Source organism: Chryseolinea sp. T2 (genome assembly GCF_037203685.1).
Lineage (GTDB): Bacteria > Bacteroidota > Bacteroidia > Cytophagales > Cyclobacteriaceae > Chryseolinea.
On the sequence record NZ_JBBCAU010000008.1, the window covers coordinates 206,616 to 221,060 of the forward strand.

The following is a 14,445-nucleotide window of genomic DNA, read 5'->3' on the forward strand; positions in this document are numbered from 1 at the left end:
GTGGTATCAGTAAGAAATTATTTTCGTTTTATTTCAACACTCACGAGATCTTCCTGGAAGAACTTTCTGATGTGATTACTTAGTTGCTCGAATTCGACAAGGAAACCATCATGACCGTATAGTGAGCTCATAATCTCGAGGCGGGCATTAGGTATGGTCTCAGCGAGATAACGCTGTTCGCCAAGCGGAAAGAGAATATCACTGTCGATACCAACGATCAGCGCCTTTGCTTTGATCGAGCGAAGAGCGTTTTCAACCCCGTTGCGCTTCCTGCCAACGTTATGGCTATCCATCATCCTGGAAAGTCCATAGTAGGTGAAAGCATTAAAGCGATTGGCGAGCTTCTGTCCCTGATATCGTTGATAGGTCGAGGCACGAAACTCTTCGAGTTTATCGTTGTTCTTCTCACCCTGAGTTTGACCATAGGTGTCGTAGAACCGGTAAGAAAGCATCCCTATTGCGCGGGCAGCTTTGAGTCCCTCAGAACCTGCACGCAAATCATTTTGCTTCCAGGTGGCATCAGCCTCGATTGCCATTCTTTGTGCTTCATTGAACGCGATTCCCCAGGGAGAATGCGAAGCATTTGTGGCAATCGGGATGATGTGTTGAAATACTTCCGGCTGTTCGATTGCCCATTCCAATACCTGCTGGCCCCCCAGAGAACCACCGATCAACGTGTGTACCTGTTCGATTTGAAGCTCCTGGCGAAGCAGATCAAAGGCGCGCACAACATCGCGATTGGTAAGAGTCGGGAATGAATGAAAATACGGTTTGCCGGTCGCGGGGTTTAATGAAAGGTGCCCGGTTGATCCATAGCAACCCCCAAGCGCATTTGCACAGATGATGAAGTACTGACTGGGATCGAAGAACCGTCCTTCGTCGAACAGTCCGCTCCACCAGTCTGTAAAATCAGGACTGCCCGTTAGCGCATGGCAAATCCAAATAACATTCGATTTCTCGGCATTGAATTTTCCCAGCGTAGTGTATTTAAGCTGGAAGCCCTGAAGCGAACCTCCGGCTTCCAGCTCGAATTTTCCCTGATAATGAAATGTGTGATCGTGTTTTTCCATTGCTTGTTTATTCGCTGATAAGCTTTGTCAGCTTACCAACTCACCTTCGAAAACTTTCTCAAATGCCTGTTGAAGATCTGCTTTGATATCGTCGATGTGTTCAATACCGGCGGAGATTCTTAACAAGTTAGGCAGAACACCAGAAGCAATCTGCTCCTCTTCGCTCAATTGTTGATGGGTTGTGGCAGACGGCTGAATGATCAGTGTTTTTGCGTCCCCAACGTTGGCCAAATGGCTTACGAGTTTCAGATTATCGACCAGTTTGGTTGTGTTTTGCTTTGTACCCCGTACTGCAAACGATAGTACTCCACCGAAGCCGTTGCGCAGATACTTCTTAGCAAGTTTATTGTAAGGACTGCTTTCCAGGCCAGGATAGTTTACTTTTTCAACGAGGTCGTGCTTCTCAAGCCACTGCGCAAGGGCAAGAGCATTATCAACAGAGCGCTGTACGCGCAATGACAAAGTTTCGAGACCCTGAAGCAGCAGGAATGAATTGAATGGACTCAATGAAGGACCGAAATCGCGCAGGCCTTCTACACGAGCACGAATGATGAATGCAATGTTTGGCAGTCCCAGAGGATTGTTATAACCAAACACATCCCAGAATTTCAGACCGTGATAACCTTCTGAAGGCTCCGTGAACTGAGGAAACTTGCCATTGCCCCAATTATAGTTACCACCATCAACGATGACGCCGCCAATAGTCGTACCGTGGCCACCGATCCACTTCGTAGCGGATTCAACAACTACGTTGGCTCCGTGTTCAATTGGTCTGAAGAGGAAACCAGCAGCACCAAATGTATTGTCGACAATCAATGGAATATCCTTCTTCTTTGCCAGTGCGGCGATGGCTTCGAAATCAGGAATGTTGAATTCCGGGTTGCCTATGGTTTCGAGATAGATCGCCTTCGTTTTGCTGTCGATAAGTTTTTCGAAGTCCTGTGCATTGTCGCCTTTTGCAAATCGCGCTTCTATGCCGAGACGTTTGAAGGCAACCTTGAACTGATTGTATGTACCGCCGTACAGGAACGAAGTGGAAACAAAATTCTCTCCCGTTTGCAAAATGTTATTGAGAGCGAGGAACTGTGCAGCCTGACCTGAACCTGTGGCGAGAGCAGCAACGCCACCTTCAAGAGCAGCGATTCTCTTTTCGAATACATCGGTAGTCGGATTCATAATCCGCGTGTAGATGTTTCCGAATTCTTTCAGTGCGAAAAGATTGGCACCGTGTTCTGAGTCCTTGAATGTATATGATGTGGTCTGATAAATCGGTACTGCGCGTGAACGTGTTGTTGGATCGATTTCCTGACCAGCGTGAATCTGAAGGGTTTCAAAATGAAGATTAGACATGGCATTAAATGTTTTAGTGAGAGTTTTTGATGTAGTTTAATTGGAATGTTTTTGTGCGGGGATTAGCCGTAACCTGAGCTGCCTGTCACCTGGCAGGGTCATAAGCTAACGTGTTGCTGGGATCGGAAACCGGTCGGTTGGCAGCAACATCATGCAGGGCAACAACACATGCAATAACGCATGCTGCGCGCTCCGTTGATGTTCTGAATAATAATGTGGATGGCGTCGTTGAAATAAGCACCGATTCCTTCCAGGCCCGTAGTCCGAGCAATGATACTAATGATGTTTTTCATTGTATTAACCAATTTATATTTTCCGCTTTTGGCGGATCAGGATTTAGCACCTTACTGAGTTTCAGGAGGTTGCTAGCGTTTCTTAGAGCCCGTCTCTCCACGCTTCTTTATAAATCGATAAAGCGGGTGTGCTTATTCGACTTTGAGATCACAAACGTAGAGGGTAGGGGTTTGGTTTCCAAGGGATGACACAAAATAATTTCCACTGACGTACGGACGTTAGCGGCTAATTGATAATTGACAATTGATAATTGATAATTATGGAGCCCCTGCCGGGGCTTGGGCTCATAGGGTGAGGAATGCCTTTGCCTTGATCAGCAGGCAGTTCAATCGTTTTATTCCTTTTCGATTCTGCTGACCTAAAGGGACAGAACACCGGACAACCGAGTGCGCAATAACCGCTGGTTAATCCAATGAGAGTCCGAGAACAAAAAAGGGGCGAAAGCCCCTCCAAAATTATCAATTGTCAATTATCAATTATCAATTCGTTCCCGGGCTCTAAGTCAGCATCGCCCCATCAACCTGCAGCACCTGGCCGCTGATGTAAGACGACATATCCGATCCCAGGAACACACAGGCATTAGCTACATCATCCGGTTGTCCACCACGCTTCATAGGTATCGCCTCGCGCCAGCCCTGCACAGTCTTCTCATCAAGCTTTGCTGTCATTTCGGTTTCAATGAATCCCGGAGCAATGGCATTTGATCTGATGCCGCGCGAACCTAACTCGAGGGCTACTGATTTTGTGAAACCGATAATGCCCGCCTTCGACGCGGCGTAGTTTGCTTGTCCGGCGTTTCCTTTTATACCGACTACTGAAGTCATGTTAATGATCGAGCCACTCTTTTGTTTCATCATCTGCTTAGTGGCGGCCTTTACAGTATTAAAGCACGACTTCAGGTTCACAGCAATGACTTTATCCCACATTTCTTCCGACATACGGAGTAATAAGGTGTCCTGAGTTATACCCGCATTGTTGATCAGGATATCGAGCGAGCCAAAATCGGCAATAACGTCGCTGACCAGTTTTTCCGCTTGTGCAAAGTCAGAAGCATCAGACCGGTACCCTTTGGCCTTACCCCCCTTCGACGAAAGTTCTGCCTCCAGTGCCTGACCTTGTTCAACGCTCGACAAATAAGTAAATGCCACATTGGCACCATGTTCCGCATACTGCATGGCGATCGCCCTACCTATTCCTTTTGAGGCGCCAGTGATCAGCGCCGTTTTTCCCGCTAATAATTTCATAACATCTGCTGCAGCCCACGGCAGGCTGAGGGGTTTAGTGATCCGTTAATTTTTCAAAAATAGGTAAATCTGCCAGAATTCAAGGTTGCTATCGCTTGCAGACTTCCGGCCCGGACTTCAAAAGATTTTGAAAGCGCGATCTGGGCTTTATATTTGGCGACGAATTCTAAATCCATTGCTATGTCGAAATATGATATGATCGTGATCGGGAGTGGCCCCGGTGGATACGTTGCTGCCATACGCGCTTCCCAGTTAGGCATGAAGGTCGGTGTCGTGGAGAAGGCCGAGTTGGGAGGTATTTGTTTGAACTGGGGATGTATCCCTACGAAAGCGCTCCTCAAAAGTGCGAGTGTATTTGAATATCTTAAACACGCATCCGACTACGGTATCGAAGCAAAGGATTTCAAGGCTGACCTCAACGGTATGGTGAAACGCAGCCGTGATGTAGCTGCCGGCATGAGCAAAGGCATTCAGTTCCTGTTTAAGAAAAACAAGATCGATCACATCGCCGGAACCGGTAAACTCAAAAAGGGCGGAAAAGTGGAAGTGACCGACAGCACAGGAAAGAAGTCCGACTACGAAGCTAAGAACATCATCGTTGCTACTGGGGGAAGATCACGTGAACTGCCTGCCATGAAGATCGATGGCAAGAAGATCATTGGCTATCGCGAGGCCATGGTTCTCGATAAACTTCCGAAGAAAATGCTCGTCGTGGGCTCCGGCGCGATAGGCGTGGAGTTCGCTTACTTCTATGCCACGATCGGTGTCGAAGTAACGATCGTTGAATTCCTCCCTCGCATCGTTCCTGTAGAAGACGAAGAAGTGTCGAAAGCACTTGATAAGTCTTTCAAGAAAGCGGGAATGAAGATCTATGTGAACAGCGAGGTCACCAAGGTCGACACTTCTGGTGCAGGATGTGTTTCCACGGTGAAGACTCCGGATGGCGAGATCAAGATCGAAAGCGATATCGTCCTCTCTGCGGTGGGAGTATCTACGAACATTGAAGGAATAGGACTTGAAGATGTGGGCGTGAAGACAGAAAAAGGTAAAGTTATCGTCGACGACTTTTATAAAACCAATGTGTCGGGCGTATATGCCATCGGTGATATCGTGAAAGGCCCTGCACTTGCCCACGTGGCATCAGCGGAAGGCATCATTTGCGTTGAAAAGATAGCAGGTCAGAATCCTGAACCTTTGAACTATAACAACCTTCCTGGCTGTACCTATTGCTCACCGGAGATCGCTTCTGTGGGTTATACTGAAGAGGCTGCTAAGAAAGCCGGCTATGAAATCAAAGTTGGTAAATTCCCATTCAGTGCATCAGGTAAGGCGAAGGCCGCAGGTGCTCCGGATGGATTTGTTAAGGTGATCTTTGATGCCAAGTATGGTGAATGGCTGGGAGCTCACTTCATCGGCGCGAATGTTACGGAAATGATTGCCGAAGTAGTTGTCGCGCGTAAGCTGGAAACAACTGGTCACGAGATCATCAAATCTGTACATCCACACCCTACAATGAGTGAAGCAATTATGGAAGCGGCCGCCGCCGCTTATGGTGAAGTAATACACCTGTAGAAATACTGCAAATTGTAATATCGAAAGGCTCCATTGCAGGAGCCTTTCTTATTTAAAAGCATCTGAATTTTAAGAAGCATCTGATTGCCTTCTCATTAAAGCAGGCGTGAGCCACTCCTGACCAGCATGCCGTTCGTTTCAAACTTCTATAACAATCTTCCCGCAGAAGTTGCCGGATATGAAATGGCGGAAGGCGTCAGACACTTTGGTGAGAGGATAAGTGCTATCAATAACTGGCTTCAATGTACCTCCTTCAATCAACTGCGTGATCACTTCAAGGTTAGTATTACCTGCGTGATAAGGCATAATTCCCAATTTCATTTTTCGGGAACGGGATAACAATGGTTCAACTGCCATCATTCGAAATAACAATCCACCCATGGATCCACCAATCATTGCAAACACGCCGTCGGGGTTAAGGACCCGTTTGTAGTCAGCGGTACGGCGGTGTGCAATAACATCCAATATCTTGTCATATTGAATGCCTGTCTTCGTATAGTCGGTCGTTGTGAAATCGATCAAGCGATCAGCGCCGAAACTTTGCAGTGTACTAAATTTTTCCCGACGATCGACACAAGTGACATCTGTTCCCTTTGCTTTTGCATACTGAAGCGCCAGCGTTCCTACTCCACCACCAGCGCCATTAATCAGTATCTTTTGCCCCTTGCAAATGTCGCCGTAAAAACGCAGGCCTTGTATAGCCAGCAATGCAGCCTGAGGCAGCGAGGCGGCTTCTGTAAATGAAACATTTGTCGGCTTAGCAGCAAGAAGTTTCTCAGGCACAACACCATATTCGGCAAACCCACCAAAGTGTGCTTCGGCAATGTCGCCATATACTTCATCGCCGGCACGGAAGCGTTGCACATCTTTTCCAACTTCTTCTACTACTCCCGCGATATCTGCGCCCAAAATCGTGTGACGGGGTTTAAAGAATCCGTTCAGTGCACGGATTATCCAGGTATCACCTTTCAGCATGTCAGCGTCCCATGAGTTAATCGACGACGCTTTGATTTTTACCAGCACATGGCCATCCTTCACCGTTGGTTCAGGCACCTCTTCAAGGTGAAACTGATCCCACGATCCGTATTTATGATATACTGCTGCTTTCACTGGGTTATGCTTTCGATTCATATATACGCACGAAGCCTGTAAAATGATTCCGTTGAATGTTGCGCTTATCTTCATAATCAGGACGTCCGACTTTCATTAAATTACAACGACTGTTATGGACAAGGAAAAATATCTGAAACGAATCGGGTACAATGGAGCAATGGATCTTTCCGGGGATACGCTGATGAATCTTCACAGGCAACACGTGTTTCAGGTTCCATTTGAAAACCTCGATGTTTACTACAAGCGAAAATTCGATCTGGACCTTTTGAGATTGTATCAGAAGATCGTTGTTGAACATCGCGGTGGATTTTGCTATGAACAAAATCTATTGTTTAACTCATTGTTGCAGTGTATTGGCTTCACAAGCCGGATAATAGCAGCGCGTATTTTCAACGAGCAAGGAGATCTCGGCCCGCCATTCGACCATATGTCGATATCCGTAAAAGCAGAAAAGGACTTTCTGTTGGATGTAGGGTATGGTGATCTTTTTGTCACGCCGCTTGAGATCAAAGAGGGCATTCAATACGACGGACGAAACTACTTCAGAATTGAACAAAAGGACAGCGACAATTACATTCTTTCCATGTCGCCTGATAATATCGTCTACGCGAAAAGGTATACGTTCAGCCTGTCCGTTGTTCAGGCGCATTGTTTTGACTCCCCCTGCCTCGACAAGCAAACAAATCCGAACTCATACTTTGTTCAGAATGTCATCTGCACGAAACCAACGGCGACTGGCCGCGTTACGATTTTTAACGACAAGCTGGTTGAAAAGCGTGGAGAGCTAAGGATGATTACACCTGTTGAGGGAGACGAAAACTTGAGAGAGTTGCTGAAAGATAAGTTTGGTATCGTAATCCGCGGAGATGCATGATGTCGCCTAATGAAAGCGACGGAATTAATAATGAGAAGTGTATTAGACAGCCAGACTCATAGACCACAGTCAAAGCTTTAACTCAAGATTAGCTCAAAAAAAAACCGAAGAGGTAGTACTCTTCGGTTGTTTATCGTTTTTGAAGGGTTCAACCCTTTTTGCCGATTTGGCGGGATTGCGAGCCCGGCTTGTTTTTAAAGCGGCCTTTGAGCGGTATACTATTTCTTTTCCGGATTCAGAACGACTTCAACGTAGTTCTTCATGTCGAGATATTTCTTTGCAGCCTCCTTCACCTCATTGGCTGTTAGGGCTGCAACACGCTTCTCATAACTGACTAACTCTCCACCTGTCGATCCAGTTTCTACACTGGCCAGCAATTGTTTTGCCCAGAATGAATTGTCCTTGATGTTTACCTGATACTGTTGCTTCCAGGTCTCTTTAATCTTTTCCATGTCGGCAGCCACAGGACCATTGGCTTTGATCTTTTCAATCTCGGCATGAGCTGCTTTAATGAGCTTGTCAACATTCTCAGGACCACAAGGCAGCGAAATACCCAATGAATAATTGTTGTAAGGATTCTTGCTCAGGTTGCCATACATACCGCCACTGTAAATGCCCCCCAGATCCTCACGCAGCGATTCAATGATTTTGATATTGAGTATGTCGGCCAGCGCCTGGATCTTTAACAATTCAGCTTCCGAATACGGTGCTTCTCCATTCCAGAACATCCTGATGAAGCTCTTGTCTTCAGTGCCCTTGTTGATCACCTTCTTTACTACTCCTTTCACCGGACGAAGTCCGACATCCCTGAAGGTACTCTTTGTCTGTGAAGATGGAAGCGCGCCGAGATAAGTTGCAACCAGTGGCTTTATCGCATTGAGATCAAACTTTCCTACCAGTACAAAAGTGAAGCCATTGGCATTGCCAAAGCGTTCCTTGTAAATCTCGAGTGCACGGTCTTCATTGATTTGTGCGAAGTTCTCAGGTTTGGGAAGTTTTGGTGCCCACGGCTGTTTCTTGTATAGCGTCGAGATGATTGAGTCCTGGAAAGTGAACTGTGGATCGGCCGCCATGTTGCGATAGAGGTCAGACTGTTTCGTTATGAAGGACTTGAACAACTCATCGTCTTTTCTGGGCTGCGTGAAGTACAGGTATGTAAGTTGAAGCATCGTCTCGACATCAACGGCACTACTTCCTCCGTTTACAGTCTCGGCGATTGTGCTTAAGCGTGGAGCAACGTTAGCAGTTTTGCCCGCAAGCACTTTACGCAGATCAAGAGGTGCGAACTGAGCAACACCCATTTGTGAGACAACCGTTGAGGCGAACTCAGCGTTAAAACGGTCTTTCGGATCGTAGAGGTACTGTCCTCCAAATCGTGAACCCATCATGACAACCTGGTCATTCTTGAAATCTGTTGGCTTCAAAATCACTTTAACGCCATTAGACAACGTCAGCTCCGAAGTGCCCAGTTCTTTGTTTTCTTTTTCGCCTGTAATTGACCCGGCCTTTGGAGGAGTCTCCATGATGGAACTTGCAACAGCCTTCTCTTCATAGGGAGTCACTTCAGCCTTACCTGCAGCTTCCGTTATTGCCAGAAGCTCTGCATTCGAAGGAATTTTAAATTGTGCCTGCTCTGGTCCGGTAAAGCTCACCAGTTTCTTTGCATCAGGTGCTGGAATGGTTTTCGCTGTGTAAGCATTCAGCTCCTCAAGTGTGATACCTTCAAGATATTTCTTATAGTAATTGTATTCATTGGAGATGCCTGGGATGGGCTCCTTCGTGAGGAAGTTTCTGATGTACTCTTCTGCAATTTGTGACGATTCAGTTTTATCACGCTCGTTGTAGCTGCGCTCAATGTTTTTCATCAGCCCTTTCTTTATACGATCCAATTCGCCGGCAGTGAAACCAAACTTTCTTGCCCGCTCATTTTCCTGAACCAACGCCTGAATTGCCGGTTCAACACCGCGGGTTCCCACATAAGCGAATGACTGAAACTCTTCGAAGCCTCTGGCCCATCCACCAATATTGCTTCCGCCAAAAAGAAATGGTGGATCTGCTTTCTGAGTCAGCTCCTGCATGCGTTGGCTGAGCATTGAAGTGAAGAGCAGTCTCACAAGCAGCTGGCGATAGTCACCGACGGTTACCTGCTCGTCGGATTTCTTATAGCCATAGTCAATTTCAACCACATGATTAGTGGCTTCCTTATCCAACACCACAATGCCTTCCGACTTAGTACGACCCGGTACGTCGGCTAGTTTTCTCGGACGTGGTTTAGCCGGGTTCTTCAATTTTTCAAAATGCTGCCTGACAAGTTTCTCTGATTCGGCAACGTCCATATCTCCAATTACAATTACGGCCATCAGGTCAGGCCGATACCAGTCCTTGTAAAAACGTTTGATGACATCATACTTGAAATTCTTCAGGATATCATCCTTGCCGATCGGTATTCTGTTGGCGTAAAGAGATCCCTCGAACATTTTGGGATACACCACGCGGAACATCCTGTCTTCTGCACCTTTGCCCCGACGCGATTCCTCTAAAACAACACCCCGCTCTTTATCTATCTCGGCACCTTCAAAGGCTACGGTGCTTGCCCAGTCTTCGAGGATCTGGAAACCTTTTTCAACGTTCTCCTTTTTCTCAGTTGGTATAGGAAGAATGTAGACCGTTTCATCAAAGCCTGTGTAAGCATTGAGGTCGGCACCAAACTCTACGCCTATGGTTTGGAGAAATGATACCAGTTCATTCTTTTTGAAATGAGCAGAGCCATTGAAAGCCATGTGCTCGGTAAAGTGGGCCAACCCCTGTTGATCATCATCCTCAAGAATGGAGCCTGCATTGACAACGAGACGCAACTCCACTTTCTTTTCGGGACGCGAATTTTTCTGGATGTAATAGGTCATGCCATTGGATAGCTTGCCCATCTTAAGGCGATCCTCGACTGGGAGCTTGTCGTTCAGATTGTCCTGTGCCTGAACATGAAAGCCCAAAAAGATGAGCATTAAAAGACTTAATCTTTTCAACATCATTGAGTTGGTTTAAAAGGTGATTGCAACGTAGTATTATTGGGTAACAGCTTTGCCCTGGCGGCAAGGAATTGTTACATCTATTTCCTGTTCCACTGCCCCTGAACAACTGACAGCATTTCTGACTGAATATGACTGTTGGAGGCGCATAGCTCGCCTCCGAAAAGGCAGTTGTCGCCACCTTTGAAGTCGGTTACTTTTCCTCCTGCCTGGCGAACCAGCACAAGTCCCGCGGCAACATCCCAGGCATTGAGATTATATTCGAAATAGCCCTCAAGGCGCCCGCAGGCAACGTACGCCAAATCAATTGCCGCACTTCCCAACCGCCTTATGCCGTGAGACTTTTCTAAAAAGTCTTTTATGATGTCCAGGTACGGGTCCTTTTTTTCTGAATGATAATAAGGGAATCCGGTTGCCAAAAGACTTTCCTGCAGCGTAGGAATCTTCGACACGTGGATGATCCGACCATTGCAATAAGCGTTGTCGTCTTCAATAGCATGAAAACATTCGTTGCGGACGACGTGATAAACTACTCCAAGAATGGGTACGTTGTTTCTCGTCAATCCAACACTAATGGAATAAATCGGAAGACCGTGCAGAAAATTCGTGGTGCCATCGAGCGGGTCAATGATCCAGTTGTATTCATTGCTCTTTGATTGCTCAACTGTTCCTTCTTCCGTGATAAAACCTGCATTGGGTATGACGTTTTTGAGAACACGCACAAGCCGTTGCTCCGCCTCTTTGTCGACATACGAAACAAGGTTATTAAAACTTGTCTTTTGTTCTATTCGGCCCCTGTCGAAGTTTGTTCCTTCGGTGTAAATGAAGTCTGCCACTTCAGTGCATACTTCAATTACATTACTCATGGCAATTTTAAGATCAACTTTCATCTCTCAAATCCTTATAACTCCATTTACACTTCACACTCCAAACCATCAAAGGCCCGGGCACAGTATTAACTTTTTCAAACAGTTCCTTCCGTGCAAAAAGCCACGCCACACTTAAACTCACATGCCCTGCGACGGATCATAAACCCGTCGGAAAAGTGAAGATAGCGATCGATCAGGAACCTCAGGCAGCCATCTGGAAATTCTTTTACTGCCGCTGTTAACACAGACTGCGAAAGATCGCTCATCCATCGGTCAATGTATGAGGAATTATTCAGGTCTGCCGGCAACGACAATTACAATTTCGCCTTTTGCTTCCTTTTCAGTGAAGTACTGGAGCAATTCTGAAACGGGTCCGGTCTTTGTTTCTTCATAAAGCTTCGTTAGTTCCCTTGAAACTGAAACAATTCTGTCAGCCCCAAAGTATTCCGCGAATTGTTCCAGTGTCTTTTGAAGCCGATAGGGCGATTCATAAAAGATCATCGTCCGTGTCTCGTGTGCGAGTGTTTTCAAAGCAGTTTGACGACCTTTTTTATGAGGAAGGAAACCTTCAAATATGAAACGATCAGACGGCAGTCCAGACTTTACCAAAGCTGGAACGAAGGCTGTTGGGCCTGGAAGACATTCGATAGTCAATCCGGCCTTGAGCGCCTCTCGCGTCAGCAAAAATCCCGGGTCAGAAATACCCGGAGTGCCCGCATCGGAAACAAGAGCCATCACTTCACCATCCTGCATGCGCTTGATCAACGCCCCAAGAACCTTATGCTCGTTGAAATTGTGAAACGACTGCAGAGGCTTTCTAATGTCGTAATGCTTTAACAGAAATCCGGACGTGCGTGTGTCCTCTGCCAGTACCACATCAACAGACTTGAGAATATCCAGGGCACGAAGAGTTATGTCTGCCAGATTACCAATAGGCGTCGGCACCAGGTAGAGGACTGTCTTTTCCTGCATCGCCTTTATTTTAAAAACGCGAATTCCTCCAGAGATCGATCTTTTCGTACCAGGTATCCTGATATTTTTTATCGCGGATCAATACAAAGTTATCCGGATCAAAAAGTGTCTGTGAACGAACAAAGTTGAAGGTTGCGTTTAGAAACTGGTTCTTATAAGTCCACACCTCGCGATCAGAAAAACGGTACAGCTCATCAGGAAGACCAAATAGTATATAGATCATCCCCCGGTCGGTTTTCCAGCCTTCTTTATACGAAGTGAAGTATGCGTTCGCCCATTCCACCCGCTTGTAGTAATTGCGCATAAAGTCTTTTGCGCGTTGAGAGCTTCCGGTAATGCCGAGAATGATCTTATCAAAAGCCTTCTTGTCGCCCTTGGCTTCCTTTACCCGAACAAATTCCTGCTTCGTGCAGATGTATATCAAGGGATCAGCCAGACTTTCAATTCGGGCAAGCCGTGGATAATCGTCTTCAATCCGAAAAGCAAAGCCTTCGCTGCTGCTCGTGTCCTTCTGTACCAGGTAGAGCCCGCGTTTTGTGAAAGTAACCGTTGCGTTTACCTGGATGTTGTACGTTGAGTCGGCCACCATACTGCGCGACACCCTTGACATTCCCTCCGAAAAGGGAGGAACCGCCGCCGGGAAATCGTCATTGTAATAAGATACAACGCTCGTCTCAGCTATGCCTGCCAGCTGCAATGGCTTTCCAGCATGGGCAAACGGAACCTGCACCGCTTTCCCTTCCGAAATCAGATAGCCATTTGATGGATAATTCGGAAGCAATGCTTTGTAATGTATCCACACCCGCTTAACCCGATTGTTTAGAATTCTCAGGGACACGTATTGCGTCGCCGTAGACAACGGTACCTTTACTGTTCCTTCGACGCGCGTTCGTGTAATGTGTTTCTGAATGGCATCAGTTGTGATGGTCGTTCCGGACTTTTCTTCCAGTGAGGTCCGGATGTCCCAGGACATCGCGTATTGATCCGCTGTCTGCGACGTATCCTGAAGCACAAGAGAAAAGTGTACAGCCCATCCGTCCTGCCCCCGGATTGGCTTGACCGTCAGCACAAACGGCTCGTCCGGATCATAGAGATAGCTGTAATTGATATCCCGTAAAGCCTGACTCAATGCCGGCGTCAGACTAACCGCTACTATTATGATGGCAAGACTGAATGCAGTCCTGAAATTCTTTAACATGTATGGCTTTCCTCAGTTTAACAATTCGACTCGCGTCCGATCGGGTATGTACCGCGTGGGGCTAAAATCACTATTTTTGTGCCGATGTCAAAGGTATACACGACGGAAATCACCAGTGAGGAGCTTGTTTCGGACAATCCGATACATCAACGATTGTTCAAGGCTTATGTTGCATCAGAACCGCACATTCATGGAAACGTACTCGAGGTGGGATGCGGCGAAGGACGTGGCATACCGGTTATTCTGCCGCGGGCTACTCAATATACGGCCGTAGACAAGATCGAATCCGCGCTGGCAGTATTGAGGAAAAAGTATGGCAATTCCACGTTTATAAGCATGAACATCCCTCCCTTCGGAGGATTGATGGACAATGTTTATGACGTTGTTCTCAGCTTTCAGGTTATTGAACACATTGACGATGATCTTGGGTATCTGAAAGAGATTCATCGCGTGCTGAAACCCGGTGGCACTGCGCTGATCACCACCCCAAACCGAAAAATGTCACTAACACGGAACCCATGGCATGTCCGCGAATACCTTGCCGAAGAGTTAACGGCCCTGGCGGCACGTGTGTTTCCCAAAGTAACGATGAAGGGAATCACGGGAAACAATAAAGTGATGGCGTATTACGAAGAAAACAGACGATCAGTACGGCGTTTTACCCGTTTCGATATTCTGGATCTTCAGCATCGCCTGCCGGCATCTGTTTTGCGCATACCCTATGAGTTGCTCAACCGGTGGAACCGGAATAAACTTCAATCTACCGACAACAAACTGGTATCGGGAATCCACCACAGTGACTATATTGTTGTTGATGATGCAACCGATGCTTTGGATTTGTTTCTGATAGTGAGCAAGTAGCA

Annotated in this window: 12 protein-coding genes and 1 riboswitch; of the genes, 3 read left to right on the top strand and 9 right to left on the bottom strand. The window is 46.8% G+C overall.

All coding sequences use genetic code 11. The features are described from left to right. Nucleotides 1–17: 17 nt before the first annotated feature. The 4 genes from WBG78_RS24045 to fabG form a co-directional block, all read right to left on the bottom strand. Nucleotides 18–1,070: a homoserine O-acetyltransferase family protein gene (locus WBG78_RS24045; protein ID WP_337329059.1), complete on the bottom strand. Its 1,053-nt coding sequence runs from the start codon at nt 1,068–1,070 to the stop codon at nt 18–20. 27 nt (nt 1,071–1,097) lie between these two features. Beyond that, nucleotides 1,098–2,420, bottom strand: coding sequence for an O-acetylhomoserine aminocarboxypropyltransferase/cysteine synthase family protein (locus tag WBG78_RS24050; protein ID WP_337329060.1), 1,323 nt, complete (start codon nt 2,418–2,420; stop codon nt 1,098–1,100). A gap of 149 nt (nt 2,421–2,569) precedes the next feature. Further along, nucleotides 2,570–2,713, bottom strand: a complete 144-nt coding sequence (locus WBG78_RS24055; protein ID WP_337329061.1) for a hypothetical protein — start codon at nt 2,711–2,713, stop codon at nt 2,570–2,572. Between the two features lie 10 nt (nt 2,714–2,723). Further along, nucleotides 2,724–2,829, bottom strand: a riboswitch (SAM riboswitch). 382 nt (nt 2,830–3,211) lie between these two features. Continuing rightward, a complete protein-coding gene (gene fabG / locus WBG78_RS24060) occupies nt 3,212–3,958 on the bottom strand; it encodes a 3-oxoacyl-[acyl-carrier-protein] reductase (RefSeq protein WP_337329062.1) in 747 nt (248 codons plus the stop codon). Between the two features lie 180 nt (nt 3,959–4,138). Between fabG and lpdA the strand changes: the two genes are divergently transcribed. Further along, nucleotides 4,139–5,530: a dihydrolipoyl dehydrogenase gene (lpdA, locus tag WBG78_RS24065; protein WP_337329063.1), complete on the top strand. Its 1,392-nt coding sequence runs from the start codon at nt 4,139–4,141 to the stop codon at nt 5,528–5,530. A gap of 138 nt (nt 5,531–5,668) precedes the next feature. On the opposite strand, the gene WBG78_RS24070 is transcribed toward lpdA, so the two are convergent. Next, nucleotides 5,669–6,715 (bottom strand): NAD(P)-dependent alcohol dehydrogenase, encoded by a 1,047-nt coding sequence (locus tag WBG78_RS24070; RefSeq protein ID WP_337329064.1) that lies wholly within the window; start codon nt 6,713–6,715, stop codon nt 5,669–5,671. 40 nt (nt 6,716–6,755) lie between these two features. On the opposite strand from WBG78_RS24070, the gene WBG78_RS24075 reads away from it, so the two are divergent. Beyond that, the gene (locus WBG78_RS24075) at nt 6,756–7,517 is read left to right on the top strand and encodes an arylamine N-acetyltransferase family protein (RefSeq protein ID WP_337329065.1); all 762 of its coding nucleotides are present in this window, start codon (nt 6,756–6,758) and stop codon (nt 7,515–7,517) included. A gap of 218 nt (nt 7,518–7,735) precedes the next feature. Here the strand turns inward: WBG78_RS24075 and WBG78_RS24080 are convergent, their stop codons facing one another. From WBG78_RS24080 to WBG78_RS24095, 4 genes are all read right to left on the bottom strand, one after another. Beyond that, nucleotides 7,736–10,546 carry a M16 family metallopeptidase gene (locus tag WBG78_RS24080; protein WP_337329066.1) on the bottom strand — a complete coding sequence of 937 codons (2,811 nt, stop codon included), beginning with the start codon at nt 10,544–10,546 and terminating at the stop codon, nt 7,736–7,738. A gap of 77 nt (nt 10,547–10,623) precedes the next feature. After that, the gene (locus WBG78_RS24085) at nt 10,624–11,433 is read right to left on the bottom strand and encodes an inositol monophosphatase family protein (protein WP_337329067.1); all 810 of its coding nucleotides are present in this window, start codon (nt 11,431–11,433) and stop codon (nt 10,624–10,626) included. A gap of 267 nt (nt 11,434–11,700) precedes the next feature. Further along, the gene (rsmI, locus tag WBG78_RS24090; protein ID WP_337329068.1) at nt 11,701–12,384 is read right to left on the bottom strand and encodes a 16S rRNA (cytidine(1402)-2'-O)-methyltransferase; all 684 of its coding nucleotides are present in this window, start codon (nt 12,382–12,384) and stop codon (nt 11,701–11,703) included. A gap of 10 nt (nt 12,385–12,394) precedes the next feature. After that, nucleotides 12,395–13,582 (bottom strand): GWxTD domain-containing protein, encoded by a 1,188-nt coding sequence (locus WBG78_RS24095; RefSeq protein ID WP_337329069.1) that lies wholly within the window; start codon nt 13,580–13,582, stop codon nt 12,395–12,397. 84 nt (nt 13,583–13,666) lie between these two features. Between WBG78_RS24095 and WBG78_RS24100 the strand changes: the two genes are divergently transcribed. Continuing rightward, a complete protein-coding gene (locus WBG78_RS24100) occupies nt 13,667–14,443 on the top strand; it encodes a class I SAM-dependent methyltransferase (protein WP_337329070.1) in 777 nt (258 codons plus the stop codon). The last annotated feature ends 2 nt before the right edge of the window (nt 14,444–14,445 follow it).

What these genes read in the sequence shown, in the direction of transcription:
- fabG (WP_337329062.1), bottom strand. Translation starts at nt 3,958, where the DNA reads ATGAAATTATTAGCGGGAAAAACGGCGCTGATCACTGGCGCCTCAAAA.
- WBG78_RS24045 (WP_337329059.1), bottom strand. Translation starts at nt 1,070, where the DNA reads ATGGAAAAACACGATCACACATTTCATTATCAGGGAAAATTCGAGCTG.
- WBG78_RS24070 (WP_337329064.1), bottom strand. Translation starts at nt 6,715, where the DNA reads ATGAAGATAAGCGCAACATTCAACGGAATCATTTTACAGGCTTCGTGC.
- WBG78_RS24085 (WP_337329067.1), bottom strand. Translation starts at nt 11,433, where the DNA reads ATGAAAGTTGATCTTAAAATTGCCATGAGTAATGTAATTGAAGTATGC.
- WBG78_RS24100 (WP_337329070.1), top strand. Translation starts at nt 13,667, where the DNA reads ATGTCAAAGGTATACACGACGGAAATCACCAGTGAGGAGCTTGTTTCG.
- WBG78_RS24080 (WP_337329066.1), bottom strand. Translation starts at nt 10,546, where the DNA reads ATGATGTTGAAAAGATTAAGTCTTTTAATGCTCATCTTTTTGGGCTTT.
- WBG78_RS24055 (WP_337329061.1), bottom strand. Translation starts at nt 2,713, where the DNA reads ATGAAAAACATCATTAGTATCATTGCTCGGACTACGGGCCTGGAAGGA.
- lpdA (WP_337329063.1), top strand. Translation starts at nt 4,139, where the DNA reads ATGTCGAAATATGATATGATCGTGATCGGGAGTGGCCCCGGTGGATAC.
- WBG78_RS24095 (WP_337329069.1), bottom strand. Translation starts at nt 13,582, where the DNA reads ATGTTAAAGAATTTCAGGACTGCATTCAGTCTTGCCATCATAATAGTA.
- rsmI (WP_337329068.1), bottom strand. Translation starts at nt 12,384, where the DNA reads ATGCAGGAAAAGACAGTCCTCTACCTGGTGCCGACGCCTATTGGTAAT.
- WBG78_RS24050 (WP_337329060.1), bottom strand. Translation starts at nt 2,420, where the DNA reads ATGTCTAATCTTCATTTTGAAACCCTTCAGATTCACGCTGGTCAGGAA.
- WBG78_RS24075 (WP_337329065.1), top strand. Translation starts at nt 6,756, where the DNA reads ATGGACAAGGAAAAATATCTGAAACGAATCGGGTACAATGGAGCAATG.